General features: G+C 63.3%; 24 protein-coding genes and 1 tRNA gene. 10 read left to right on the top strand and 15 right to left on the bottom strand.

Going from position 1 to position 26,424, the window contains the following annotated elements:
• The first annotated feature begins 9 nt into the window (after positions 1-9).
• The 3 genes from IC608_RS13850 to IC608_RS13840 all read left to right on the top strand — a co-directional run bounded on the left by IC608_RS13850 (position 10) and on the right by IC608_RS13840 (position 2,783).
• Positions 10-1,290, top strand: a complete 1,281-nt coding sequence (locus IC608_RS13850; protein WP_191776628.1) for a COG4223 family protein — start codon at positions 10-12, stop codon at positions 1,288-1,290.
• Positions 1,287-2,672 (top strand): heme biosynthesis protein HemY, encoded by a 1,386-nt coding sequence (locus tag IC608_RS13845; protein ID WP_191776626.1) that lies wholly within the window; start codon positions 1,287-1,289, stop codon positions 2,670-2,672. Before IC608_RS13850 ends, IC608_RS13845 begins: the two co-directional genes overlap by 4 nt.
• Before the next feature lie 35 nt (positions 2,673-2,707).
• A tRNA-Thr gene (locus IC608_RS13840) sits at positions 2,708-2,783 on the top strand.
• A 6-nt stretch (positions 2,784-2,789) separates the two neighbouring features.
• On the opposite strand, the gene IC608_RS13835 is transcribed toward IC608_RS13840, so the two are convergent.
• Together IC608_RS13835 and IC608_RS18500 are read right to left on the bottom strand one after the other, a co-directional pair.
• Entirely contained in the window at positions 2,790-3,548 is a 759-nt protein-coding gene (locus tag IC608_RS13835; RefSeq protein WP_191776624.1) for an N-acyl amino acid synthase FeeM domain-containing protein, read from the bottom strand.
• Positions 3,549-3,681: 133 nt separating this feature from the next.
• On the bottom strand, positions 3,682-5,985 hold the full coding sequence (locus tag IC608_RS18500) for an EAL domain-containing protein (RefSeq protein WP_191776622.1): 2,304 nt from the start codon (positions 5,983-5,985) through the stop codon (positions 3,682-3,684).
• 188 nt (positions 5,986-6,173) lie between these two features.
• Between IC608_RS18500 and IC608_RS13825 the strand changes: the two genes are divergently transcribed.
• Positions 6,174-6,491 carry a 4a-hydroxytetrahydrobiopterin dehydratase gene (locus tag IC608_RS13825; protein ID WP_191776619.1) on the top strand — a complete coding sequence of 106 codons (318 nt, stop codon included), beginning with the start codon at positions 6,174-6,176 and terminating at the stop codon, positions 6,489-6,491.
• Here IC608_RS13825 and IC608_RS13820 read toward each other — a convergent pair.
• Genes IC608_RS13820 through IC608_RS13810 form a run of 3 tightly spaced genes read right to left on the bottom strand, consistent with a single transcriptional unit; the run spans position 6,465 to position 12,278 of the window.
• Positions 6,465-9,914: an error-prone DNA polymerase gene (locus tag IC608_RS13820; RefSeq protein ID WP_191776617.1), complete on the bottom strand. Its 3,450-nt coding sequence runs from the start codon at positions 9,912-9,914 to the stop codon at positions 6,465-6,467. The two genes, IC608_RS13825 and IC608_RS13820, sit on opposite strands and share 27 nt — an antisense overlap.
• The gene (locus IC608_RS13815) at positions 9,911-11,518 is read right to left on the bottom strand and encodes a Y-family DNA polymerase (protein ID WP_191776615.1); all 1,608 of its coding nucleotides are present in this window, start codon (positions 11,516-11,518) and stop codon (positions 9,911-9,913) included. Before IC608_RS13815 ends, IC608_RS13820 begins: the two co-directional genes overlap by 4 nt.
• A complete protein-coding gene (locus tag IC608_RS13810) occupies positions 11,472-12,278 on the bottom strand; it encodes an ImuA family protein (RefSeq protein WP_191776613.1) in 807 nt (268 codons plus the stop codon). The genes IC608_RS13815 and IC608_RS13810 overlap by 47 nt, the downstream gene beginning before the upstream one ends.
• 216 nt (positions 12,279-12,494) lie before the next feature.
• On the opposite strand from IC608_RS13810, the gene IC608_RS13805 reads away from it, so the two are divergent.
• Entirely contained in the window at positions 12,495-12,941 is a 447-nt protein-coding gene (locus IC608_RS13805; RefSeq protein ID WP_191776611.1) for a tellurite resistance TerB family protein, read from the top strand.
• Here the strand turns inward: IC608_RS13805 and IC608_RS13800 are convergent.
• Positions 12,935-13,516 (bottom strand): hypothetical protein, encoded by a 582-nt coding sequence (locus IC608_RS13800; protein ID WP_191776609.1) that lies wholly within the window; start codon positions 13,514-13,516, stop codon positions 12,935-12,937. The genes IC608_RS13805 and IC608_RS13800 overlap by 7 nt on opposite strands.
• Before the next feature lie 130 nt (positions 13,517-13,646).
• Here IC608_RS13800 and ppa point away from each other — a divergent pair, with 130 nt between their 5' ends.
• Positions 13,647-14,177 carry an inorganic diphosphatase gene (gene ppa / locus IC608_RS13795; protein ID WP_191776607.1) on the top strand — a complete coding sequence of 177 codons (531 nt, stop codon included), beginning with the start codon at positions 13,647-13,649 and terminating at the stop codon, positions 14,175-14,177.
• Between the two features lie 46 nt (positions 14,178-14,223).
• On the opposite strand, the gene IC608_RS13790 is transcribed toward ppa, so the two are convergent.
• Positions 14,224-14,580: a VOC family protein gene (locus tag IC608_RS13790; protein WP_191776605.1), complete on the bottom strand. Its 357-nt coding sequence runs from the start codon at positions 14,578-14,580 to the stop codon at positions 14,224-14,226.
• 62 nt (positions 14,581-14,642) lie between these two features.
• Positions 14,643-15,173 carry a cytochrome b gene (locus IC608_RS13785; protein ID WP_210316355.1) on the bottom strand — a complete coding sequence of 177 codons (531 nt, stop codon included), beginning with the start codon at positions 15,171-15,173 and terminating at the stop codon, positions 14,643-14,645.
• A 75-nt stretch (positions 15,174-15,248) separates the two neighbouring features.
• On the opposite strand from IC608_RS13785, the gene IC608_RS13780 reads away from it, so the two are divergent.
• The 4 genes from IC608_RS13780 to IC608_RS13770 all read left to right on the top strand — a co-directional run bounded on the left by IC608_RS13780 (position 15,249) and on the right by IC608_RS13770 (position 17,381).
• Positions 15,249-15,689 carry a MarR family winged helix-turn-helix transcriptional regulator gene (locus IC608_RS13780; protein ID WP_191776603.1) on the top strand — a complete coding sequence of 147 codons (441 nt, stop codon included), beginning with the start codon at positions 15,249-15,251 and terminating at the stop codon, positions 15,687-15,689.
• Positions 15,690-15,829: 140 nt separating this feature from the next.
• Positions 15,830-16,276 (top strand): beta-ketoacyl-[acyl-carrier-protein] synthase family protein, encoded by a 447-nt coding sequence (locus IC608_RS18635; RefSeq protein WP_428055613.1) that lies wholly within the window; start codon positions 15,830-15,832, stop codon positions 16,274-16,276.
• Positions 16,273-16,887: a hypothetical protein gene (locus tag IC608_RS18630; RefSeq protein WP_428055610.1), complete on the top strand. Its 615-nt coding sequence runs from the start codon at positions 16,273-16,275 to the stop codon at positions 16,885-16,887. Before IC608_RS18635 ends, IC608_RS18630 begins: the two co-directional genes overlap by 4 nt.
• Positions 16,884-17,381, top strand: coding sequence for an isoprenylcysteine carboxyl methyltransferase family protein (locus IC608_RS13770; RefSeq protein WP_191776601.1), 498 nt, complete (start codon positions 16,884-16,886; stop codon positions 17,379-17,381). The genes IC608_RS18630 and IC608_RS13770 overlap by 4 nt, the downstream gene beginning before the upstream one ends.
• 220 nt (positions 17,382-17,601) lie before the next feature.
• On the opposite strand, the gene IC608_RS13765 is transcribed toward IC608_RS13770, so the two are convergent.
• The 7 genes from IC608_RS13765 to IC608_RS13735 form a co-directional block, all read right to left on the bottom strand.
• Positions 17,602-19,716, bottom strand: coding sequence for a sodium-translocating pyrophosphatase (locus IC608_RS13765; protein WP_191776599.1), 2,115 nt, complete (start codon positions 19,714-19,716; stop codon positions 17,602-17,604).
• A 154-nt stretch (positions 19,717-19,870) separates the two neighbouring features.
• Positions 19,871-20,179, bottom strand: coding sequence for a DUF167 family protein (locus IC608_RS13760; protein WP_191776597.1), 309 nt, complete (start codon positions 20,177-20,179; stop codon positions 19,871-19,873).
• Between the two features lie 3 nt (positions 20,180-20,182).
• Positions 20,183-20,479, bottom strand: a complete 297-nt coding sequence (locus IC608_RS13755; protein ID WP_191776595.1) for a YggT family protein — start codon at positions 20,477-20,479, stop codon at positions 20,183-20,185.
• Between the two features lie 310 nt (positions 20,480-20,789).
• A complete protein-coding gene (locus tag IC608_RS13750; protein ID WP_191776593.1) occupies positions 20,790-21,398 on the bottom strand; it encodes a DedA family protein in 609 nt (202 codons plus the stop codon).
• A 126-nt stretch (positions 21,399-21,524) separates the two neighbouring features.
• The gene (typA, locus tag IC608_RS13745) at positions 21,525-23,339 is read right to left on the bottom strand and encodes a translational GTPase TypA (RefSeq protein ID WP_191776591.1); all 1,815 of its coding nucleotides are present in this window, start codon (positions 23,337-23,339) and stop codon (positions 21,525-21,527) included.
• Positions 23,340-23,601: 262 nt separating this feature from the next.
• A complete protein-coding gene (locus tag IC608_RS13740) occupies positions 23,602-25,728 on the bottom strand; it encodes an EAL domain-containing protein (RefSeq protein WP_191776589.1) in 2,127 nt (708 codons plus the stop codon).
• Positions 25,729-25,797: 69 nt separating this feature from the next.
• Positions 25,798-26,382 (bottom strand): phosphotransferase-like protein, encoded by a 585-nt coding sequence (locus IC608_RS13735; RefSeq protein ID WP_191776587.1) that lies wholly within the window; start codon positions 26,380-26,382, stop codon positions 25,798-25,800.
• Positions 26,383-26,424: the final 42 nt, after the last annotated feature.

Raw genomic sequence — 26,424 nt, 5'->3', positions numbered from 1 at the left:
GGATGCGTCATGGCTGATGACAAGAAAAAGGACGACCCTTCCGCCGATGCCGGCGCCCCGAAATCGGGCGCGGTAAAGCCGCCCGTGCTCGAGGGGACAGCGCGCAAGAGCGGGCCGGACGGCAAGCCTGAGGCCGAAAAGAGCGCGGCAACGATGCCCCCGAAGGCCGGTGGCGCCGACGCGAACAAGCCCTCGCCTCCGAACGCCACCTTCTCCGGCAACGACACCAGGAACCGCAGCAGGACCGGGGCGGGTTCCGACCCCAAGTCGGCAGAGACGGCCGCGCGGCCCGGGTCCCCCTGGGTGGCGGGCCTCGCCGGCGGCGTTCTCGGGCTCGCATGCGCCTATGGCCTTGCCTATGCCGGCTTGTGGCCGACCGCGCCTGTTGCCCCGCCCGAACCCGATCAGCGCATCGGGCGCCTCGCGGCCGAAGTTCCCGAGTTGCAGACCAGAACGGACACGGTGCAGGACGAGCTGTCCACGCTCGACCAGCGCGTCGCGGCGCTCGAACAACAGGAACCCCCTTCGGCCAGCCCCGCGCCACCCGAGGTAACGGGCCTTTCCGATCAACTCGAGGCGCTGAGCCAGCGTCTGGCCGCGCTCGAGGAGCAGGCGCAATCCGCGCCCTCTGCCCAGCCGGCCGAGGCGGTGACGGCCCTTGAGGGAGAGCTCGAGGCTGTCAAGCAGCAGGCCCAGACCTTGGCCCAGCGTCTCGACCAGACCGATCAATCGGTGACGGCACTCGATCAGAAGGTGGCTTCCGCGTCACAGACAAGCGGCGCGGAAGTACGCTTGCCGCTGATCCTCTCGGGCCTCGAGACGGCGTTCGACAGCGGCCGGCCGTTCGACCTTGAATTGTCGGCCCTACGCCAGGCTCTGCCCGATATCGCCGTGCCAAAGGCCGTGGCCGCTGCGGCACCGGAAGGACTTCCGCGTCCGGAATCCACGGTGCGCGAGTTTGAGGACGCCCTGCCCACCATCCTGGCGGGACGGCCGGCAGCGCCCGATGCCTCGTGGCAGGATACGGCCGGCAACTGGTTTCGCGGCCTGATCGCCCTGCGCCCCAGCACCAGCCGGGAGGGTGACAGTCCCGAGGCGGGCGTTTCCCGCATCGAGGAGGCCCTGGCGCGGCGGGACTTCATCACCGCCCATAAAGAGCTGCAATCCCTGCCGCAGCCCATGCAACAGGCCGCCGGAGAAACGGCAGCGCAGCTCGAGACGCTCGCACAGGCTCAGCAATTTCTGATCGACGTGCGGTCCACGGTGCTCAGCGCGGAGAACCCGGCATGATCCGCCTTGCCTCCTGGATTGTGGGAAGCCTCGTCGTTGCGGCTGTTGCAGCCTGGGTGATCGCGCTGCCCGGGACCCTCACCCTTGAGGTCGCCGGCTACCGCATGCAGCCGCGGCTGGGGACGGCCGTGGTCCTGCTGCTGCTGTTTGCCGCGCTGATCATTCTGGTCTGGGCCGTGCTTCGGCGCATCATCGGCGCTCCGCGGGCCCTTGCCCGCAGGCGGCTGGCGCGGCGCCGCGAACAGGGGGTGCAGGCGCTCTCCGATGCGGTGATCGCCCTGCAGTCCGGAGATCCGGCAAGAGCTCGGCTCATGGCGCGCGAGGCCCAGGCCCGTCTTTCTGACGATACGGCGGCACGACTGCTCGAAGCCCGCGCCGATCTGGCCTTGGGCGACATGCCCGCAGCGCGCGAACACTATCGGGCGCTTATCGCCAGCGAAAAGACGGCCATTGCCGCCCTGACCGGCCTCTACGACCAGGCTCGGGCGCAGCGCCGCCCCGATGCGGCGCTCACCTTCGCCCGCAAGGCCCTGACCCTTTCCCCCGACGCCACCTGGGCTTCGGAAGCGGTGTTCGACGATCTGGTGCAGCATGGCCAATGGGCCGAGGCGGTGGCCATGGTCAATGCCGAGGCCGCTCCCAACCGCGAGGAGAAAGCGCGCAAACGCCGTCGGCAGGCTATTATCGAGACGGCCCGCGCCCGCGAAGCGGAAGTCTCTCACCCCAACGCCGCGCTCGACCACGCGCTGACAGCGCTGAAGCTGCTTCCCGATTTCGTTCCGGCGGCGCTTATTGCCTCCCGCATCTACATCAACCGCGGCGAGACGCGCCGGGCCATGAGCTTGCTGCGCCGCATCTGGCGCGCCACGGGGCACCCCGATGCGGCGGCGCTCTATGCCCATGCGCAGCCCGGTGCTTCCGCCGTTGATCGGCTCAAACGCATGCGGGACCTCGTCGACACGCCGCCCCAGCATCGCTCCGCCGCCATGGCCCTGGCTCGCACGGCTATCGATGCCTATGACTGGCCCGCCGCACGCGCTGCGCTGGAGCCGTTTACGGGGGCAGAAGCCACGCAGGGCGTTGCCAGCCTCATGGCAGAAATCGAGGAGGGACAGAATGGGGACCAGGGCAAGGCCCGCGAATGGCTGGCCCGCGCCGTCCGCGCGCCGCGTGACCCGGCGTGGACCGCGGACGGCATCGTCAGCGACGAATGGGAACCGCTCTCGCCGGTGACCAAAAAGCTCGATGGGTTCGAGTGGAAAGTTCCTGTTGCCAACGCGGCCCGCGCGCCGTCCCTGCCGGGCAGACCGTCCGAAGAGGCACCACAATTGCCGGCCGCCGACAACGTCTTGCCTCTTGCACCGGCGGACAACCCCCAGTAAAAGACCGCGCATCGAAGTGGCGCAAGCGCCGCTTGGCCGCTTTAGCTCAGTTGGTAGAGCACATCATTCGTAATGATGGGGTCGTCAGTTCGAGTCTGACAAGCGGCACCACCCCACCTAAGCATCGAGACCAAGCATTTGCAGGCGCTGCGCCTGGCGTGCCGAGGGCGTAATGCCGACAATGCCCTTGTGCCCCGGGGCAAAAAGCGCGGCGCGCTCTTCGGGCGTGGAATCGAAGAACGGGTAACGCCGGATGACACGCGGGTACATGACCGGGATATATGACGCATAAAGGCAGACGGGAAAGGTGAGCTCTCCCCAGTATCCCTCTCCTGCAAGCTGTTCCGAGCCGAAGACGCGGCGGTAGAATGCGGAGTGCTCGGGTCGAACAGAGGAGATGCAGTAGGTCGCCTTGAAGTGCTCGCACGCCATCACGGCGGTGCGCAGCGTCAGATAGGGAATGGCAGGAAATTCCAGCGACGCCTCGTGATCGGCCGTAAAGCGGCTGGGATCGATGTAGACCTGGCCCTTCTCGACGATGCCGCCAAGGATATCGGGCCAGATGGCGGCGCTGGGCGATGTGGGGTCGTCCGGCCCTGCGATATGCAGGCGGACGGAGCTGACGAGCCTCTCGTCGATATAGACCCCGAAGCAGAAGCAATTTTCTGCCTCGTCATAGCGGTCCCGCGTCACCTGCTGCGAATTGGTGGGGATGAACTCCTCCCGACGATACGCTTCGTAACGCAGACGATAGACCGGGTCGAGTTGTTCATCGACCGACACACGGCGGTACTGCACGCGGTCCAGCAGGTCGATGAGGGAGGTGGCGAAGCGCGAGGGCGCTGGGGAGGAAAGAGTAGGTTCTGCCAAAGACATTGACCAATTCCTGTTCAATGCCCGCAGATTAACCTTCTGTTAGCCATAACCGGAATGGTTAAAATTACGCTGAATTCCCCGCAGGGACCGAACAGGAGGAAAATGGAATTGAGGAACAGCTGGTTAACGCAGATTAACCACGTTTACGCTTTCTCAGCACCTGCTCTGCACCGCGCCCATTGAAGCGTTTGATCAACTCGGCGATATCGCGGGACGGGAGGGGCCGGCTGAAGAGATAGCCTTGCACCTGCTGGACGCCGGTATGCTCCAGCATTGCCTCGAGTTGCGCCTCGGTTTCCACCCCTTCGGCCACGACGACGAGGTCGAGGTCGCGCCCAAGCCGCGCGACGTTTGCCAGAAGGCTCAAGGCCCGCGCATTGCCATCTACTTCCACCACAAAGGAGCGGTCGATCTTGAGTTTGCTGAACGGCAGGGCATTGAGATAGCTCAGGGAAGAGTACCCCGTCCCAAAATCGTCGAGCGCAATGGCAATACCGCGAGCGGCGAGCCGCCCCAGGGCGGTACTGGCCAGATCCCGCTCTTCGATGACCGCCGTTTCTGTGACTTCAACCTCGAACCGGCCTGGCGGCAACTGCGCTTCCCGAAGAGCGTCTTCGATCACGACGGGCAGGTCGAGCCCACGGAAATCGCGGGCCGAGACATTCACGGCCACGGCGACCTCACCGGCCCAGCGGCTGCATTCCACGGCGGCATGGCGGATGACCCAGGAGGTGATCTCGGAGATCAGCCCCATTTCCTCGGCAAGAGGAATGAAGGTTGCGGGGGGTACGGTGCCGAACTGGGGATGTGTCCAGCGCGCCAGCGCCTCGCAGGACACGACGCGCCGGCTGGAGATGTCGAGCAGCGGTTGGAAGGCGAGGGTGAGCTGATCTTTGGCGACGGCCTCGCGCAGGTCGGCCTTGAGTTGTTGGCGGTAGTGATAGTCGATGTCCATCTGGCCATGAAAGATCTGGCTGCGCCCTTTGCCTTCCGCCTTGGCCGTATAAAGGGCCAGATCGGCCTTGGTCATCAACTCATCGAGCTCATCGGCGCTTTCGCGACTGATCACGACGCCAATGCTGAGCTGTACGACAAGGGTGACGCCCTCCAGCGCGAAGGGCGCCCCGAACGCCGTAAGTATCCTGTCGGCGCAGCTTTCGACGTCGCTATCATTGCCGTCGACCAAAGCGATGAATTCGTCGCCCCCCAGCCGCGCCAGAACAGCACTGGCCGGGAGGGTTTTGCGCAGGCGGTCCGCGGCTTGGCGCAACAGTGCATCGCCCACCACGTGGCCGTGGCTATCGTTGACGTGCTTGAACTCGTCGATGTCGAAGATCATCAGGGCGCTGGCCTTGCCCGCGGCATGGCGCAATTCCAGCTCTTCAAGGGCCAGGTCGCCGAAGTATGTGCGGTTGGGCAAGCCCGTGAGCGCATCATGGCGCGCCATGAAACTGATGCGCTCCTGCGCTTCTATGCGCTGGCTGATATCCTCGAACAACAAGACGCAGCGTGCACCGCGCGAGCTAACAGTGACCTCGTAGTGGACCTTGGGCTGCAAGGAAAGCAGGGAGAGCAGCACCTTGCCCGAGTCACGGCGGCTGATCATGTCGCCAAGCCGGTCTATGGCGGTGCGCGGCACGCGCTCGGAAGCGGCCAGCGCGGCCATGACGGTGCCAAAGGGCTGGCGGAGCAAATCCGGCACGCCCAGAAGGGCAAAAGTGCGGACGGCCCGATTGTTGGCCACGCTGACCACGCCGTTCTCGTCCAGCATGCACAGGCCATGTTCAAGGGTGGTCAGCGCAATATCGAGCTCGGCCGCGAGTCGCGAGGCCTCAACGCGGTCGTGGACCGCCGAAAGGAGGATGCTGCGGATATCGCTGGCGAGCTTGCGAAAGCTCGAAAGCATGATGCCCAGCAGCGCTGCCAGCGTCACGTGGTAGACGTCGCCGTGCAGGGCATAGCCTGCCGAGAGCGGCACGATGACCGAAATCATCTGGATCGTGACGAGGCGATCGAGGCCGAAATTGCGCCCGCAAATGCCCACCATCACGGCGATGGTGATGGAGGCGCTGGCCAGCTCCGCCACAGGATCCTGCACGATGGCCATGGAGACGAAGCACCACAAGCCGTACACGAAGGCCAGGGTACTGCCCGAAAAGACGGCGCGATTCTCCCAATGTTCGGCGCCGGCCGCATCGTCGTTGCCGATATTGGCGCGCCAGAATGCCTGCATGTCGGCGTAGCGGACGAGACCGAAGACAAGGAAAGCCGCCGTCACTGCCCAAAGCGCGATGGACTGCGTCTTGAATGCCGTCATGCCGGCCATGAGGACGCTTGCGAAGGTACCCGCAATCATGGCACGCCGGTCACCATAGACCGAACGGACTATGGATACGTAGTCGAGTGCGGGCAGTGTTTTGCGGGCCGAAGTGAACACGGGTGCCTTCCCAATACTCATCCACTCAACGGCAGAGCCCTTAATAAGGACTTGCGCGTATGCGTTTGTGGGCCTGCGCAGCCGCAGGTTTCATTGCGGAAGCTGAACGGAAGGTTAACTGCCGCACTCGCGAAAGCTGCCCGGTTTGGGTTAAGCAAAGTGGTGCAGATGGTTCATCGGAGATCGACATGGCCAAAAAGCTCCTGCCCCAGGAGCGCGATCAGGCGCTCCAGTCGCTGCCCGAATGGCGTCATGACGAGGCAGATCAGTGCATTTCCCGCGAGTTTCGCTTTAGGGATTTTTCGCAGGCCTTCGGCTTCATGGCGCGTGTTGCCCTGCTTGCCGAAAAGGCAGGGCATCATCCGGACTGGTCCAACAGCTACAACCGGGTGCGCATCAGCTTGACGACGCATGATGCGGGTGGGCTCAGCCAGAAGGACGTTGACCTTGCAGGCAGCATTGACGGCCTCTTGCCAGCGTCAGTGGAAATTCCGTCCGCCGGGTAGCGCGGCATAGGCTCGCCGGCGCGCCTGCTCGATCTCTCTTATGGCGTTGCGGTCCCGGCTCTGGCTTCCCGACGGCCCTGACTTGCCTTCGTCGGCCCGCGCCAGAATGCGATCGCCGAAATCTTTGCCGTGGGAGAGATCGAGCAGATGTGGGGTCAGATCTTCCATGTCCTCGGCGATGACATGAATAACACCATCGGCAGACTGCACTTTTCCGGTTACGGACAGCATGCGGCTTGAGAGCAATATCTTGCGGAGCCTGTCGTCCTGGAACAGCTTCGGCCAGACCACGATATTGGCCACTCCGGTTTCATCCTCGAGCGTGGCGAAGATCACTCCACTGGCCGTGCCCGGCCGCTGGCGCACCAGAACCAGACCGGCCACTTCGATACGGACATCGGGCGGGACACCGGCGAGGTTTTCCGCTCGCGTCACCCCCCGTTGACTGAGCATGGGGCGAAGGAACTGCACAGGATGTCCCTTGAGCGATAGCGAAAGCGTGGCATAGTCATGGATGACTTCTTCACCTGGCCCCATCATCGGCAGGCCAGCTGGCTCCTCTCCACTCCGATCCTCGGAGGGGCCGGCCGCGGCGAAGAGGGGCAGCGTTTCGGCGCCGTGCGTGCCGATGAGCCCCTTCACGGCCCAAAGCGCCTCCCGCCGATTGAGGCCCAGTGAAGCAAAGGCATCTGCCCGCGCCAGTTTCTCAAGACTGGCTATGGGCACCCCCGTCCGCACCCAAAGCTCGCGCACCGACGCATAAGGTTTCTGTCCACGGCGAGCGACGATCCGGTTGATGTCATTTTCGGCGAGGCCCTCGACGAACCGCAGCCCTAGCCGAATGGCCTTGGTGGACAAGATATCGTCACTCATCTGGGCATGACGCGGCCAGATACGGCCCTTTATCCCCCCGCCGTCGTCTTCCAGAATGCACTCCAGATCGGACCTGTTCACATCGGCTTCGCGGACGGCGATACCGTGTTCGCGAACATCCCGCACGATCTGGCTTGGTGCATAAAACCCCATGGGCTGGGAGTTCAGCAACGCACACGCGAAGACGTCGGGATAGTGGCATTTGAACCAGCAGGACGTGTAGACCAGCAGCGCAAAGCTTGCGGCGTGACTCTCGGGAAAGCCGTATTCGGCAAAGCCCTGGATTTGCGCAAAGCTCTGCTTGGCGAATTCGGGTGCGTATCCGTTGCCGACCATGCCGGCGATGAATTCCTGCCCGAACTGGGCGATCTTGCCGGTTCGCCGCCAGGCCGCCATGGCGCGGCGCAGCTGATCGGCTTTGCCCGGAGAAAATCCGGCGCCCACGATGGCAATCTGCATCGCCTGCTCCTGGAACAGCGGAACGCCAAGCGTCCGTTCCAGCACGTCCTGCAATTGCGGGCTGGGATAGACGACGGGCTCCAGCCCCTGGCGGCGGCGCAGATAGGGATGCACCATGTCTCCCTGGATCGGGCCGGGCCGCACGATGGCCACTTCGACGATAAGATCATAGAAGCGGCTGGGCTTGAGGCGCGGCAGCATGGTCATCTGCGCCCGGCTTTCGATCTGGAACACGCCCAGCGTATCGGCCCGCTGGATCATCGCGTAGACCCGGGTCTTGTCCATGGGACCTTCACCGACCTCTTCGGCCAGAAGGTCGGTCAGGGCGTAGGTCTTTTGGTAATGCACATGCAGCAGCTCGAAGGCACGCCTGAGGCAGGTCAGCATGCCCAGCGCCAGGATGTCGACCTTGAGAATGCCAAGGATGTCGATGTCGTCCTTGTTCCACTCGATGATGGCGCGACTGTCCATGGCCGATTGCCCGATCGGCACGAGACTTTCCAGGGAATCACGGGTGATGACGAACCCGCCCACATGCTGGGAAAGGTGGCGCGGGAAGCCTCTCAAAACCTTCACCACTTCGAACATCTGCGCCATCACCGGATCGTCCGGATTGAGCCCGAGACCGGTGAGGTCGCGCAGGTCGACTTTGCTGCCCCAGCCCCAATGCAACTGGTTGAATGCAGCGATGGTGTCGTCGGAAACGCCAAACACCTTGGCCGCCTCCCGTATGGCGCTCTTGGAGCGATAGGAAATCACGTTGGCCGTGAGACCGGTCCGGCGGCCGCCATATTTGTTGTAGACATACTGCATCACCTCCTCGCGCCGTTCGTGCTCGAAATCGACGTCGATATCGGGAGGCTCGTCCCGCTCGGTGGAAATGAAGCGTCCGAAGACCAGCTTGGCCTGTTCGGGATTGACCTCGGTGATCTCGAGGCAGAAGCAGACGGCCGAATTGGCAGCCGAGCCGCGCCCCTGGCAGAAAATCTTGCGCTCGTGCCGGGCAAACCGGACGATGTCGTGCACCGTCAGGAAATAGGCGGCATAGCCCTTGTAGGCGATCAGGCACAGCTCCTTCCAAAGGCTCGCCTTGACCGCGTTGCTGATCCCTTCCGGATAACGCCGGGCAGCCCCCTCCCATGTCAGGCGCTCGAGGGTCTGCTGGGCGGTCTCATGATTGCCCGTGGTTTCTTCGGGGTAGTTGTACTTGAGCTGATCGAGCGAAAAATTGATGTTCCGGATGAAGATTTGCGTCTGGGCAATGGCATCGGGATGTTCGGCAAAAAGCCGCGCCATTTCCTCAGGCGTCTTGAGATGCCGCTCGGCATTGGCCGAGAGCAGGAAGCCGGCCTCGTCGAGCGTGACATGTTCGCGGATGCAACTGACGACATCGAGGACGATGCTGCGATCGGGCTGGTGATAGTGCACATCGTTGCTGGCGATCATCCAGGCGCCATGCCTATGCGCGAGGCTCTCGATCCTGTTGAGACGCGCCCGATCCTGGCCGTCGAGTCGTGCGACACCGGCAATCCACACCCTGCCCGGCGCTTGCCGGCTCAAGCGGTCCAGCGTTTGTTCGGTGAGGCTCCAATCGCTCTCGTCGGGCAAGAGGATAAACAATTGGCCTTGGGAGAAGTCCTCGACCGGCCCCTGCTCCAGCGCAGAGGTGGGGGCGCTGGACCCGAAAAGATCATCGAGAAAGAGCGTCGGATTGCCCTTTTCTCCCCGCTTGTTGCCAATGGTGAGGAGCTTGCACAGCCGCCCATAGGCTACCCGATCTGTGGGGTAGGCGATAATGTCAGGGGTTCCATCGGCAAAGCCGAGGCGGACACCGACGAGATAGCGAAAATCGGGGCTTTTCTCCTGGTTGTCCCGGGCCGTGCCATAGCCGCGCACCACTCCGGCAAAGCTGTTGCGATCGCACAGACCCATGGCTGTCATGCCCATCGCCATGGCATGGGCCACCAGCTCCTGTGGATGGGAGGCACCGCGCAGGAAGGAGAAATTGCTCGTGGTGATGAGCTCCGCATAGAAAGGAGTCTTGAGCCTGACCGGTTCGAGGTTTTCGGCCAGAACGGCTTCCAGGCTCATGGGAAAATCCCATGCAGATACCAGGTCGTTTGCTGGCCTGACCCGTAGAGGCCCTGGCGGAATACCCAAAAACGGCGACCTTCCCCATCCTCGACGATGAAGTAGTCCCGCGTGCCGGCGAAGGGCTCACAAAGGGGGAGATCCGGCACATAGGAAGGCTGCTCGGGCTTTTCCCCCGGTTCGGGTTTTTTGGGCGGAGGCGGCTCCACCAGTTTGAGCCGCGCCCGCTGCCGCCACCATTCGCCGCCCAGACGCTCCGGCCCCTGCCCCTTGGTCAGCCGATAAGGCGCGCGCCGCCAGATCATCAGAGCAGGCAAGCCATCGGGGACCTGCGCAGTTATGGCCACCTGCTCTGGAAAAGGCAGCAGCCGAAGCGGACGCTGCAGCAAGGGCGTCTGGACCGAAACAGCCGCCGCAGCCGCCTGAGCCGGCACGAGCCGGGCCGCCCGTTCGGGCACATGGCTGGCAAGAAGCTCGGTTTTCAGCACCGCGGCCGTGCCCAAGCGACTGGCCAACCGATCCGCAAGACGATCGATATCGACAAGGCCACTTTCGTCCGAAAAGGCGCCAGTCTGCACCTGATCGAGCTGTTCGATGCTGCTTGCCGCAAGGCGCACCATGTCGATGCCGAAGCCGGCATCGTATTCACCCCCCAAGCGCTGCGCGCGATGGCGGAAAAGATCGCTGATGTGATGGGGGTCCCGTGTCAGCCGCCCCGAATTGAGCGACAGCGTCATGACCTTGTGGTCGACCCGATAGAGAAACAGGTGAAAACTCTGCGCTCCCTGCCCTTCGGCCTCGAGCATGAAGCTCAACTTCACCGCAAGATCGTGGGTGATCATCAGGACGTCGTCCATCAAACTTACGGGATCGGCAAGCTTCCGGTCGACATGGTGGTCAATCGGAGGCAATCGAGGCGTCATGCGCTCTTCGATCTGCCCGAATGCCTGGTCGATCCGAAGCAGCAAGGAGGACCCGAAGCGGGCCTGCAATTGCTTGCGCGATCGCTGACGGACCTGTCCGATCGTGGTGAGGCCCATCTGTAGGAACCCTGATATCTGACTTTCGCTGATGCGCAGGCCGGCAACCGGCAGGGCATCGAGGATGGTTTCGAGCGAAGCGTTTTCCACGACCTGGCTGCGGGCGAAATGGCTGACGGCCCAGGCGGCACCGATGGTGGGCGCTATGGCACCCGAAACGGTATAGCCGAGGGCCCTGAGCCGGGAGAGAAGCGTGCGGAGCATGGCCTGCTCCCCGCCGAAAAGGTGGCTGACGCCGGTGACATCAAGCACCAGATCCCCGAACGCATTGACATCCTTCAGGATGGAAACCAGCGGGCTGGCATTGGAGTGCCAATCGGCAAGGCCTTCAAAGGCATCGGCCAGGGCCGGACGGTTCATTTCCTGCACCACAAGATGGGGAAAGATGGCACGGGCATCGGCGAGGTTTTGCCCGATGCGCAAACCCTGCCTTAGAAGCTGCGGCTCGACCGCCCCCAGGCGGAGGCCACCCTTGATGCGCTCGAACAGCACCAGCGGAGCATCGCGCAGACCAGGATCAGCTCGCTTCAGAAAATCGGTCGCCCAGTAAGGCAGATACAGCACCAGGAACCGTCGTTGACTGACGGGCGAAAGAAGAGTCTGTCGATGGAGATGTGAAGACTGCAAGACCATTTTTGGTCCACTCCAGAAGCCATTCGGTGCGCTGGCCAGCAATGCGACCCTTCTCCAGGCGCAAGCGCCAGCGGGCCGCTCCCAAGCCTTTGCTGTCGTAAGGATTTTTGCTGCCGGGCTGGGAAGACAAGCGCCATCGCAGATGGCTGGCGCTGGTTTCCTGACGCGAGCCGTAGCGCAGCATGAAAAGGGCAACCTTGTTGCTGCTGGCCCGCATGCTGAGGCGGCGACTTGCCGTAAAATTCAGTAGCCGCGGCGATCCTTTGATATCGGCCACCATGGCGGCAACGGCGCGGCAGGAAATGATCTCCTCGGTGGCCCAGAGAAATTCCATCATGTCTGCGGTGCGAACAATGGTGAGGCTGGCCGGATCGAGGCCGAACCAGGTAAGCCCTGGCCCGTAAGGCAGGCCAAGGGCTTGTGCATCCTGAGCCAGTTGCACGTAGAAGATACTGGGCCGACGGGTGTTCAGAAGGCTTCTGGCCTGGGCCAGCGCAAAGGCGAGGCTTCCCCCGCCATCGCGGCTGGCATCAGCATACACCTCCTGCACCAAGCCACGTGGTAGTTGAGGAAATCCATCCCCCTCCGCCTCCACCCGCTGCCGGGCTTCGATCAAGGCTGGCTTGCGCTCTATTCCGGCAATGGTGTCCCGCAGCGCGTCGAGGCGCTGTCGGCGGTCCTGGGGGGGCATGATGGCACCGGCTAAGTGAACAAAACAAGAACATCTAGACTCCGAATCTTTTCAGAGTCGAGTCCCTTTTTGCTTTCGTCCCTGTGGCGGGTCTGCACCACCAGGGACAAGACGGCGTGAAGAGGGAGCCTGGGGCTTGAGCAGAACGTTGAGGTCGCTAAACCAGACCTGTCTCGATTCATCCATTTCTCAAGACCCCGAAAGAGCACCCCCGCCATGTTCGAGGCCCTCAGCCGCCTGTTCTCCCAACCCGAGCGCCGGGACGATACCGACCCGCGCCTGTCCGTTGCTGCGCTCCTGGTGCATCTGGCTGCGGTGGATGGATCGATGCAGGACAGTGAGCGGCAGACCATCCGCAAGGCGCTCAAGGACCATTATGATCTTGACGATGTGCGCGTTGACCAGCTGATCCGCGACGCCGCCCGACGCGATGCCGACGCCGTTGATTTTTATAGTTTTACCTCGGGCATCACGCGCCTTGAGATGGAGGACCGCATCGAGATCATCCGCATGATGTGGACCGTGGTCTTTGCCGACAGCGCGAATCATGAACTTGAGGACAACATGGTCTGGCGCGTGGCCGAGCTGATCGGCGTGTCGAGCCGGGATCGCACCATCCTGCGCAACAAGATCCGTGGCGAAGCTGCCGCGGCGCGTCAGTAAGCCTGGAAGCGCCCGATCACCTCGACCTCGTCCGTCTGGCAATCGAAATGACCAGCCTTGTCGGCGGCTTGCCTGGCAAGACCGTTGGCATCAGCATTGGTCTTGGCGTCAATATAGGCGATGTGGCAGCTGTTGCCTTCGGCGATCTGGCTGACGACCAAGACCTCGCCACTGTCTTCCCCCGTTTCGCTATCAGCGGTGTGATAGCGCACGATAGTGGCGATGGGAAACCAGCGGCCCGTGGCATTGGACAGGCGCCATTCGAGCTTGCTACCGAGCCGGTTGAAGGGCGGAAGTGTCTGAAATCCGGCAGAATTCTTCTCGACATTGAAGCCGTAGCTTAGGGAAAAGCGCAGGTCCGCTTCCTGCACCATGAGAGGAAATCCCTTGTACCCGGGGCAGGCCCAGCTGGCGCCGAAATCATCGGCATCGAGCACTAGGCAGGTGTCGAGATCAAGATCGGTATAGGCGCTGGTGAACCCCGGTTGGGCCGACACCGGTGCGGCTCCCAGGGTCAGCACGGCGACCGCCAAAGCTAGCATACTGTTACCCTTCATCGTCACCATCTCGGCCATTGCGCGAAACTCCTGCTCCCCCCGACCTATGCATGGTCGCCCCGGCGGATTTGTGGCTTGCCATCGTCTTGCGATGTGGGGCAGAACGCGCCCGATCCACCCATTCTGTTTCACCGGACCTGAGCGTATCATGAACATCGCCGCCATCCCCACCGGGAAGAACCCGCCCGACGATCTCAACGTCATCATCGAGGTGCCTCTGGGCGGCGAACCGATCAAATACGAGATTGACAAGGACAGCGGTGCGCTGTTCGTCGATCGCTTCCTCTACACTCCAATGCGCTATCCGGGAAATTACGGCTTCGTGCCGCATACGCTATGCGGCGATGGTGACCCGCTGGACGTCATCGTGATGAACTCACGCCCCCTCGTGCCCGGGGCCGTGGTGCGCTCGCGGCCGGTGGGCGTGCTGTTCATGGAGGACGACGGGGGTCAGGACGAGAAGATCATTGCCGTCCCGGTGGGCAAGCTGACGCGCATGTATGACAACATCCTGGATATCGGCGATTTCCCAGAAATCCAGCTCGAGCGGGTGAAGCACTTCTTTACCCACTACAAGGATCTCGAGCCGGGTAAGTGGGCCAAGATCGACCGGATCGGCGGGATCGACGATGCACGCCGGGTCATCCTCGAGTCTATCGAGATGGCGAAGAAGGCCTAAGCCCACACTCAGCAGTTGCACAAGGCCGGACAGTTGCCCGGCCTTATCAGCTTCGGGCAAAGCCCGCGGGCGGTTCGGCCAGCGCAATGCGGTTGCCATCGGGATCGCTCACCTGCGCGACGGCGCCGAAATCACCGCGCGATTCGGGACCTATCGTGATCCCTGCCCCTTGCAGCCTCCGCCGCTCGACACTCAGGTCCTCCACCACGACGGTGGCAACACCCGGCCCCATCTCGCCCTCCTTCTGCCAGAGCTGCAGCCCGGCGCGCCACTGCACCATGGTGGGCAAGGGCCGGTCGTCCGGCGCGCGGCCCATGAAGCGGGTGTACCAGTCGGTCGCTGCGGCGAGGTCGCTGACGCAGAGGCCGGCATAGATGCCGATGACGGTGATCGAGGTGGTCATGGGATTAGCTCCTTGCTGGATCCACCCGTACGACGCTCTGGCGGGCCGCGCTTCGACACGGCTCAGGCCCGGCCGGGCCACATGCGCTCGATCAAACGGTCGCGGCGAATGAATTGGTGGTAGAGTGCCGCGCCGATATGGCCGACGGCAAGGGCCAGCAGCAGCTTGCTGACCAGGCTATGGGCGGCGAACGGTGGCACCGCTTCGAAGTCGGGCAGGACGCCGCCTCCGAATATGACCGGCAGGGCTCCGGTCAGCGCCAGCATGGCGATGCCCGAGGCGACCATGACGATCAGCGAGAGGTAGAGCAAACCATGCACCGCTCCGGCCAATCGCCGCTGCACCGGGCCAAGCGTCGCCTCGGGCCGGGGGCGCCTATCGAGAGCCAGCCACCAGACGATGCGCACCAGCGTCAGAAGGCCGACCACAAGGCCCAGGCTCACGTGAATGGGGAGAATTTTTCCTAGACGTTCCGGAGCACTCCCCGCCATCACCTGTCCACTGGCAAGGAGCGCAACGACAGCCAGCGCGCTCAGCCAGTGAATGGCCATGGCAACACTCCCATAACGCTGGGACGAACTTTTGATGGGCATGGTAACCTCCACTGGACAGGGCGCTGACGGCGCATATACTAAGCACACTATATATATGCTTAGCACACTATGTAAATGACCCTCGATCGCAATTCCTCTGTCGGCTATGTCACCAACCTCGCCGGGCGCCTCCTGGTGCGCGAACTCGAGCGGCACCTGTCGCGCATCGGGCTGAGCCCAGCGCACATGCCGGTTCTGCTGGCACTCGATGACGGTTCGGCGGCGACGCAGAAGGCGCTGGCCGAAGACGCGCGCGTCGAACAGGCTACCATGGCCGCCACGCTCGCCCGGATGGAGCGGGATGGCCTCATCCAGCGCACGCCCAACCCCGACGACGGCCGCTCCAGCCTCGTCCGTTTGACGCCGGCCGCACTGGAGAAACTGCCCCAGGTCAGCGCCATTACCCGCAGCATCAACGCGCTGGTGCTCGAACAACTGACGCCCGAGGAACGGGCGCAGTTTTTCACCCTGATGAGCAAGATCACCGCCGTGCTGGAGGCGCAGGAAAAGAACTGATCGTCAGCGGGGATCGAAGCCCGCCTTTTGCCAATCTTTTTCCCCTGCTGACCCAAAAGCCGCCGCCGCACGTTACTGGGGGGAGCGAGGCCGACGAGCGGGCTTGTCGCCTGACGTCCGATTCTCCCAAAAGGCCTCCGATGACCGAAACTTCTTCGCCTCGCCCAGCCCGCCTTCTCGGGCTGGCCACACACGTGCCGCCCCACCGCCTGCCCCAGGATCTTGTCCGGATCAACGCCAAGCGCATCCTGGGCGAGCGCTATCCAGATTTCGCACGACTGACGAAATCCTTCGAGAACGCCGGCATCGAGGCGCGCTATTCGGTGGTACCGTTCGAATGGTTCGAACAGCCGCAGGACTGGCCCAGCCGCACCGCGGCCTTCCTCGACGGCGGGCTTGCCATGTTCATCGGCGCAGCGGAAAAAGCGCTCGCGGCGTCCGGCCTTGAGCCTCAGGACATCGACACCGTCGTCACCGTCTGCTCGACGGGCATCGCCACCCCAACGCTCGAAGCCCGGGCCATGCAGACCATGGGCTTTCGCGCCGACGTCCATCGGTTTTCGGGCTTGGCTGTGCCGGCGGGGTGAGCGGGCTGTCGCTGGCGGCGCGCCTGGCTCGCGCCGAACCGGGCAGCAAGGTGCTGTTCGTGTGCCTCGAGACCTGCACCCTCTCCTTCCGCGATGACCGCATGCAGAAGGCCGACATAATCGCTACGGTGCTGTTTGGCGATGGCGCCGCGGCGGCGTGCCTCTCGACCGAGGGGGAGAGCCAGGCGAGCATCGGACGCGGCGTCGAGCACACCTGGACCGACACCTTGGCCATCATGGGGTGGGACGTGGACGAAAAAGGTTTTGGCGTGATTTTCGATCGCTCCATCCCCGAATTCGTCAAGACCGAATTCGCCCAGGCCGTGGCGACTGGCCTTGCCGCGATGAACCTCGCTGAGGATGAGGTAACGCGTCTGGTCTGCCATCCCGGCGGCGCCAAGGTTGTGGAAGCCATCGAGGGCGCCCTGCATCTCCCCTCCGAAAGCCTCGATCACGAGCGCGGGGTGCTGCGCGATTTCGGTAACATGTCAGCCCCCACCGCCCTTTTCGTGCTCGAGCGGGTGCTCAAGGACCGCCCGAACGGCCCGTTGGTCATGGCGGCGCTTGGCCCGGGTTTCACCGCATCCCTGCTCGAGATCGACGCAAAATGACCGCGTCGCTGCCGGCCATTTTCTTCATCGGCTTCGTCATCGTGCAGCGGCTGGGGGAACTGGCGCTGGCCCGGCGCAACACACGACGTCTGCTTGCGCGCGGCGCGCGGGAAATCGGCGCGGGGCACTATCCGTTGATCGTGGCGCTGCATACCGCTTGGATCGTCGCCATCGCGGTGTTCGGTTGGACCGAGGCCATTCACTGGAGGTGGCTCGCGGTCTATGCCGTCCTGCAGATTTTCCGGGTGTGGATATTGGCCAGCCTCGGCGCCCGCTGGACGACGCGCATCATCGTGCTCGACGAGCCGCTGGTGAGGCGTGGGCCCTATCGGTTTCTGCCGCATCCCAACTATACGCTGGTGGTGGCCGAAATTTTCGTGACCCCGCTGGTGCTGGGACTATGGCCGGTGGCGCTGGTGTTTTCGGTGCTCAATGCACTGGTGTTGTGGCTGAGGATTTCGGTGGAGCACCGGGCGCTGTACGGGAGCGCGTGAATAGGCGCAACAAGGGTTCCCGCTTTTGCGGGAATGACGTCGGGGGTGAAAAAGAGGTTCGGGGAGAGACGGCCCGGGCCTTCAGCAGTTTCTCGACCCGTTCGTCATTGCCGGGCTTGTCCCGGCAATCCAACTCGCGGGCAGATGGACCACCCGGATGAACCGGGTGGTGACGATGGGGGTCGTCGCCTGAGCGGCAGGCAACGACGGGCTGTCTTGCTTAACCGGACATCCGGGCCAGGACTGCGAGCAGCAGCAGGGCGACGATGTTGGTGATCTTGATCATCGGATTGACGGCGGGACCCGCCGTGTCCTTGTAGGGGTCGCCGACGGTGTCGCCGGTCACCGAGGCCTTGTGCGCGTCCGACCCCTTGTAGTGCGTGACGCCATGGGAGTCGGTGAAGCCGTCCTCGAAGCTCTTCTTGGCATTGTCCCAGGCGCCGCCGCCCGCCGTCATGGAGATGGCGACGAAGAGCCCGGTGACGATGACGCCCATTAGCATCGCGCCCAGCGCCGAGAAGGCGTTGGTCTGACCCGCGATCCAGAGGATGAGGACATAGACCACGATGGGGCTGAGCACCGGCAGCAGCGAAGGGACGATCATTTCCCGGATGGCTGCCTTGGTCAGCATGTCCACCGCCTTGGCATAATCGGGCTTGGACGTTCCGGCCATGATGCCCGGATCGGCCTTGAACTGGCGGCGCACTTCCACCACCACCGATTGGGCCGCCCGGCCCACCGCCGTCATGCTCATGCCGCCGAAGAGGAACGGCAGGAGGCCACCGAACAGCAGGCCGACCACCACGTAAGGATTGGCGAGGTCGAAATTGACCGCCAGGTCGGCAAAATAGTGCTTGAGGTCTTCGGTATAGGCGGCAAAGAGCACCAGCGCGCCGAGGCCCGCCGAGCCGATGGCATAGCCCTTGGTGACGGCCTTGGTGGTGTTGCCCACCGCATCGAGCGCGTCGGTGTTGTGGCGCACGCTTTCGTCGAGCCCCGCCATTTCGGCGATGCCGCCGGCATTGTCGGTGACGGGCCCGAAGGCGTCGAGCGCCACGATGATGCCGGCTAGGGCCAGCATGGTGGCGACGGCGACCGCGATGCCGAAGAGCCCGGCGATCGAATAGGTGACGATGATGCCGGCAATAATCACCAACGCCGGCAGCGCCGTGGATTCGAGGCTGACCGCCAGCCCCTGGATGACGTTAGTGCCGTGGCCGGTAACGGACGCCTCGGCAATGGAATTGACCGGGCGCCGGTTGGTGCCGGTGTAGTACTCGGTGATGACGACGATCAGGCCCGTAATGACGAGGCCGACCACACCGCACCAGAAGAGGCTCATCGGCGTGAAGGTCTTGTCTGTGGCTTCGATGGAGACGTTGAGGTCGCCGAAGACGAAGAGCAGCACGGGCAACAGCGCCACCAGCGACAGCACGCCGGTGGCGATGACGCCCTTGTAGAGCGCGCCCATGATGTTCTGGCTCGCGCCCAGCCGCACGAAGAAGGTGCCGATGATGGAGGTGACGACGCAGGCGCCGCCGATGGCCAGCGGCAGAACCATGCCCATGAGCTTGAACGCGTCCGGCAGAATGATCGAGGCCAGGACCATGGTGGCGACGATGGTCACCACATAGGTTTCAAAGAGGTCCGCCGCCATGCCGGCGCAGTCCCCGACATTGTCGCCCACATTGTCGGCGATGGTGGCGGGATTGCGCGGATCGTCCTCGGGGATGCCCGCTTCGACCTTGCCTACCATGTCGCCGCCCACATCGGCACCCTTGGTGAAGATGCCGCCACCGAGACGCGCAAAGATGGAGATAAGCGACGCCCCGAAGCTCAGCGCCACGAGAGAATCGACCACGGTGCGGCTGGTGGGCGCATTGCCCATGCCGGTGAGGATCATGAAGTAGAGCGTGACGCCAAGAAGCCCGAGCCCGGCCACCAGCATGCCGGTGACGGCGCCCGACTTGAAGGCGAGATCGAGGCCGCGACCCAGCGAGGTGGTAGCCGCCTGCGCGACCCGCACATTGGCGCGCACAGAGACGTTCATGCCGATGAAGCCGGCCGCCCCCGAAAGCACAGCACCGATCAGGAAGCCGATGGCCGCGTGGACGCCCAGCAGCAGCCAGGCAAGGATCAGGATGACGACGCCGACGATGGCGATTGTGGTGTATTGGCGCCTGAGATAGGCCGAAGCGCCCTCGCGCACGGCCGCCGATATCTCCTGCATGCGCGCCGTGCCCGCATCGGCCCTGAGCAGGTTCTGCGTGGTCACCACGCCATAGACGATAGACAGGCCGCCGCAAATAACGATCAGCCAGAGTGCCAGATCCATTGGAAGTCCCTTTCTCCTCCAGGGACCCACGCCGGTTCGGCCGGCTCTTTGGCCAGTCCGTTACCCGCCCTCCATCAGGCCCCTCTGGGAGAAGAGATTAGCCAGATCGCGAGGTTAAGCAATGGAGATTGCGCGCTTTTGTCGCAACCATAAATCAGCCCAGTGCAACGACCCGCGCCGTGAGATCGTCGGTATCGCCGGTGACGGCGACCGTCTTCATCCGGCTTGTTTCGCCTGCGATGAAGGCGAAATGGGACTTGGGAAGACCAAGGGCTCTGGCCAGCAAAGCGATCACTGCGGCATTGGCCTTGCCCTTGTCGGGCACCGCCTTGACGCGGAGGCGCAGCGCGGCAGTCCCATCATCGCGCGTTTCCACACCCTCAACGGCGTCCCGCGGGGCATTGGGAGTAACGCGCAAAAACAGCGTCAGCCCTTGGTCGGTGCTGCGGAACCAGTCAGCCAAGCTTCAGTAGAGGCCCATCATGCGGGGCACGTCGTTGGCGAGGAAGGACTGGAGGAAGAAGATGATGATGAAGACGATGATCGGCGAGAGATCCAGGCCGCCCATGGGCGGAATCACCCGGCGGATGGGGCGCAGGATCGGGTCGGTAATGGAATTGACCGCGCGCCAGACCATGGCCACGAACTCGTTGCGCGTGTTGATGACGTTGAACGAAATCAGCCAGCTCATGATGATCATGATGAGAAAGACCCACCAGACCAGGTTGAGGATGATGGAAAGGGTCTGCAGAACGGCGATCATGAGGGTCTTTCGTCTTTTCCGCTGAACTTGGGCCCGCCCTATGTAGGGCCAGCGCCGCGAGCCAACAAGTGCCGCAGTGCCGCAATGGTCTGGACCCCGCACCAGAATTCACGCGGTGCAGGGCCCAAGAGACTGACTTTGCCCGGTACGCAGAACTCTTCCATCCGGACATCGCGTTCATTGCATTTAGCGTGCCAGATTGAGGAGCCCCCAAACGCGTGAGCAAAGATTAGAGGAAGGTAAAGTTTCGCATTCTGCGAGCGTCGGGGCGATTGCAGAATGCAAGACAGTTGCAGAATGCGAGACCGGATCACCCGATGTCCTTGATCGGCTTCCAGGTGATGAAGCGCCAGATGTAGAGCACGACCGCGAGAACAACCACGCCAGTCGAGACCGGGTCTACCCAGGCTTCAACGACATCATAGCTTTCGTGCAAGACAAAGCCGGCGCCGGTCAGGATGCCGGTCCACGCCAGAGAGCCCACAGCCGAAATGCCGAGAAACATGCCGAACGGCATGACGGCCAGACCCGCCGGAACGGAAATCAATGTACGAATGGCCGGAATAAGACGTCCTAGGAGCACGGCTATCCCGCCATGGCGCTTGAACCAGTAATCGGCCTTGTCGATGTCGTCCTCGGACAGCGTCGCCACCCTCCCAAGCCGATTGCAGAGCCGGGTGAACCGCTCAAGCCCAAGCAGGCGGGCCGCCAGATACCAGGCCGATGTGCCCACCAGCGAACCCAGCGTACCGGCGATCAGGATGCCCCAAACATTGAGCGCGCCGTCGGCGGCAACATAGCCCGCAAACGGCATGATCAGCTCGGAAGGAATGGGCGGAAACACATTCTCCGCCACCATGAGCAGGAAAATGCCCACATAGCCCCAGCTGGTGATGAACTCGATGATGAACTCGCTCATCGCTAAGGGCCTCCGGGTCCCATCGCCACCGGGTGGGCCCCGGCATCGGTCATGGTGCTGGAACGATTGGCCGGAGAAGCCCGGCAATCCTGGTTCGACACGATGCGGACCTTGTGAGCCCGCTGATCAGGCGGTCTTGGCCGCGCGGCTCATGCGCTTGCGGTCGTTGGGGTCGAGCCAGATCTTGCGCAGGCGGATCGACTTGGGCGTGACCTCGACATATTCGTCCTCGGCGATATAGCCCAGCGACTGCTCGAGGGTGAGCTTCTTGGGCGTCGTCAGCCGAACCGCTTCGTCCTTGGACGTGGTGCGGATGTTGGTCAGTTGCTTGCCCTTGAGGGCATTCACTTCCAGATCATTCTCGCGCGAATGCTCGCCGATGATCATGCCCTCGTAGATGTCGACGCCGGCGTCGATCATGATCGGACCTCGGTCCTCGAGGTTCCACAGCGCAAACGCGACCGACTGGCCGGTGCCGTTGGAGATCAGCACGCCGGTGCGACGGCCCGGCAGTTCGCCCTTGTAGGGCACGAAGGAGTGGAACAGGCGGTTGAAGATCGCCGTGCCACGGGTGTCCGACAAAAGCTCCGGCTGGTAGCCGATCAGCGACCGGGTGGGAACGAGGAGCTGGATGCGGGTCCGGCCGATGCCGGAGGGGCGCATGTCGGTCAGCTCGCCCTTGCGCTCGGTGAGCTTCTGCACGACCGTGCCGGTGTGCTCGTCATCCACGTCGATGATGACTTCTTCGATGGGCTCATGACGAACGCCGTCGATATCCTGCATCAGCACCTTGGGGCGGCCGATGGTGAGTTCGAACCCCTCGCGACGCATGTTTTCGATCAGCACGGCGAGCTGCAATTCGCCGCGGCCGGCCACGTCGAAGCTGTCGTTGTCCTCGCCGGGGGTGACGCGGATGGCCACATTGCCTTCGGCTTCGCGCATCAGGCGTTCGCGGATGACGCGGGACTGCACCTTGTCGCCTTCGCGACCGGCCAGCGGGCCGTCATTGATGCGGAAGGTGACGGACAGGGTCGGGGGATCGATCGGCTTGGCAGCAATCGGGGTCGTGACCGAGGTGGCGCAGAGCGTATCGGCCACCGTCGAGGTGACGAGGCCCGCAATGGCGACGATGTCGCCGGCTTCACCGACGTCCACCGGCGTGCGTTCGAGGCCGCGGAAGGCGAGGACCTTGGAGACGCGGCCCTTTTCGACTTCCTTGCCTTCACGGTTGAGCGTGTGGATCGGATCGTTGGCCTTGACCGAGCCCGAGGTGATGCGGCCGGTGAGGATGCGGCCCAGGAACGGATTGCGTTCGATGGTGGTGACCAGCATGCGGAAGGCGCCTTCTTCCACGGCCGGCTCGGGCACGTGCTCGACGACCTTGTCGAGCAGCGGCGCCAGCGTTTCCTTGGGGCCTTCGGGCTCGAGCGCCATCCAGCCCTGCTTGGCCGACCCGTAGAGCACCGGGAAATCCAGCTGGTCGGGAGACGCATCGAGCGCGATGAAGAGGTCGAAGATCTCCTCGAGCACTTCCAGATGCCGCTCATCGGACTTGTCGATCTTGTTGATGGCCACGATGGGCCTGAGGCCCTGGGCCAGGGCCTTGCCGAGCACGAACTTGGTCTGCGGCATCGGGCCTTCGGCCGCGTCCACCAGGATCACCACGCCGTCCACCATGGAGAGGATGCGCTCGACTTCGCCGCCGAAGTCGGCGTGGCCGGGCGTGTCCACGATGTTGATGCGGGTATCCTTCCACATCAGCGACGTGACCTTGGCGAGGATGGTGATGCCGCGCTCGCGTTCGATGTCGTTGGAGTCCATGGCGCGCTCTTCGACGCGCTCGTTCTCGCGGAAGGAGCCGGACTGCTTGAGCAGCACGTCGATGAGAGTGGTCTTGCCATGGTCGACGTGGGCGATGATGGCGATATTGCGCAGGGACATCAGGATCAGCCTTGTTGGCATGCTCCACGAAACCTGTCCCACAGAGGTGCACTCGGTGGGGCCGGCCAGGGACGGACCATGCGGTATAAATGTGCCGGCGCCAAAATCGGAAGCGTCCCGACAGTTTGCGCGGCTCTTACAGGAAAGAGGCCGAATTCACAAGGTTTCAATCTGCAGGGGTGGGTTGCAGACAGTCCCCCAAGGGTGCTGCGGGCAGCGCGGACAGGTGGTCAAACCGCCCGGAGCGCGCCGAAAACCGGCCTTAGGAGGCTTTTTGCCTTGCCTGCCCCTTGGCCCTTGCCGAGTGCAGCAGGTTGGCCAGCGCCGCGGCCGACAGCGGTGGCGAGAAGAGAAAACCCTGCACTTCCGACACACCCTGCTCGCGCACCATTACGAGCTGCTCTTCGGTCTCTATTCCCTCAGCCGTCGTAGACATGCCCAGCGAATGGCCCAGACCGATAATGGCCTTGATAATGGCCTGACTGTCCGCCCGCGTGGTGAGGTCGCGCATGAAGGAGCGGTCGATCTTGATCTTGTCGAAGGGGAAGGAGCGCAAATAACTCAGCGAAGAGTACCCGGTGCCGAAGTCATCCATGGAAATGCGAACGCCCATGGCGCGCAGTTCATGCAGCGCCTCGATAGTCGCTTCGCTGTCGGTCAGAAGAAGAGACTCGGTGATCTCAAGCTCCAGCCGAGCTGGCGGCAGGCCGTTTTCGAAGAGGGCCGCCTTGACCTGCGCCACAAGGTCCTTTTGCCGGAACTGCACCGGCGAAAGATTGATGGCGATCCGCACATCACCAGGCCAGCTGGCTGCCGCACGACAAGCCTGGTGAAGAACCCAGTTGCCGATTGGCACGATAAGCCCGGTCTCCTCGGCTACGGGGACGAAGATAGAAGGTGAGATTGTCTGCTCGTCATGATCCCACCGCAGTAATGCTTCTACGCAGGTGACGCGGCTTTCTGCGAGCCCCAGGAGGGGTTGGAACATCAGGCGCAGTTCGTTCCGTGGCAGGGCCAGGCGCAGCCCTGCCTCGATGGCCCGACGCTGTTGCAGCTCGGCATCCATGCCCGTTTCGAAGAAGTGATAGGTCGAGCGCCCCTCGCTCTTAGCCTTGTAGAGCGCCAGGTCTGCATTCTTGACCAGTTGATCGGTGGTGATTCCATCCAGGGGCCCCACGGCGATCCCGACGCTGGCGCCGATCTCGATCTGCTGGCCGCCGATGTTCATCGGCGCGGACATGGACTTGATGATGCGATCGGCGACACGTGCCGCAGTGTCGGCGCTCTCGATCGGGTGCAGGAGGATGGCAAACTCGTCCCCGCCCAGACGCGCCAGAAGGTCGGATTCGCGCGTTGTACCCCAAAGACGGACGGCAGCCTGCTTAATCACTTCGTCGCCCACCGCGTGTCCCAATGTGTCGTTTACGGCCTTGAAGTGGTCGAGATCCACATAGAGCACAGCGCTCATCTCACCCCGTTGCAGGCCTGCCTCTGCCTTGGCCATCTGCTCCAGGAACTCGATCCGATTTGGGAGATCGGTCAGCGCGTCATGCCGCGCCAGATGGCGAATGCGTGCTTCGTTCTGCTTTTGCTCGGTAATGTCCTCATGCGTCGAGACCCAGCCGCCATCCTTCATCGGGTGGTGCTGCATCATGATGGTGCGGCCATTGAGCTCGTGCACCGTCTTGCCGTATTCGCGCCGGGCGATGACCTCGCGTCGCCAGGCGATATATTGCTCCCTGGTCCCGCCGGTGGACATGCCGACATCGAACAGATGTCCCAGGATGTTCTCGAGCTGGGTCCCGGGCCGCAGGTACTCCACCGGCAGGTTGTAGATGCGGGCGTAGGGCTCGTTGCAGATCACCAGTCGCCCTCGTGCATCCATCATGCAGAGCCCGATGGAAATGTTGTTGACCGCCGCATCGAGACGGATGTTCTGCCGTTCCAGCTCCAGCTTGCGCTTCTGGGCGCTTTCGGAAAGAGCGATTTCGTCGGTGATGTCTTCGTGCGTCACCACCCAGCCGAGCTGCGGCGAATAGATGTGAGCGGTTTCGATGATCCGACCGCCGCGGACCACCTCCTGGCTCTTTGCGCGCGCGCCTGAGCGGTTGTTGAGCAGTTCACCCGAATAGTGCTCGTAGAACTCTTCAGGACCGTGTTCGGAATGGTTACCGAGCCGGCAGGAGAGGTGCACCACCTCCTCCAGGGTCATGCCGCGACAGATAGCGTCCTCCGGAAACCCATAGAAGTCCCGGTAGTGCTTGTTCCACATCAGGAGGCGGAACTGAGGCGACCAGACGCAGAAGCCATAGGGAATGTTTTCCAGCGCTGCATCGAGCAGCAGCTTTTCAGCCACTTCCCCCACGGACCCTTCGCTTTTGCCTTGCATCGAGCCCCCCAAGTGCAAGTCCACGACCGACGCTGGCGCAAAAGCTACGCAGCCCCCCTTAACGGCGCCTTAAATCGATGACACGCAATCGAATTCGGGCAGTCGCGCCTCGATCTGGAGCGCCCCCTGGGCGGGTTCGAGCCGGCCCATGTCGAGCCGCAGGTGATAGGTTCGCCCGGCATGGACGGCATCCTGCCAGCGCTGGACCGGCGCGGGTATGCCGGGCCCGGCAACATAGAGCCCCTGCGCCGGATCGGCCCGCCGCCGCGCCATGATGACTTCGAGCGCGCAATCGATCCCCACCAGCATCACCGGCAGGCGCGCGAGGCGCTCGGCCATCACGGCGAAGGGATCGAACGGGGCGGCGTAGTCGCGATGCATGCCAAGTTCGGCCACCACGTCGAACCCGGACCGGGCAAAGACGGCGAGGGCATTGAAGAAGGCCGGATAGAGAAGAGCCACCTGCGGCTCGAGATCGGGCCGTTCGCCGCCGGGCCGCAGCCCGATGCCCGGCAGCAGGTGCGGCGGCAGCGTCGCATTGAATGCGTCCACGCCCCAGTTGAGCCAGGTGCCCCCTTGCGCCTGGATGGCGCGGGCCAGCGTCGACTTGCCCGAGCGCGGTGCCCCGTTGAGGATGACGATGCGACCGGGCATGGCGAACTCCCAGGAAGACGGGCGGGCCGCCGGCCCACCCGC

It is taken from the genome of Devosia oryzisoli, assembly GCF_014837245.1.
GTDB lineage: Bacteria > Pseudomonadota > Alphaproteobacteria > Rhizobiales > Devosiaceae > Devosia > Devosia oryzisoli.
The sequence above is the reverse complement of the archived record's forward strand: the minus strand, read 5'-3'. Positions and strand labels throughout refer to the sequence as shown.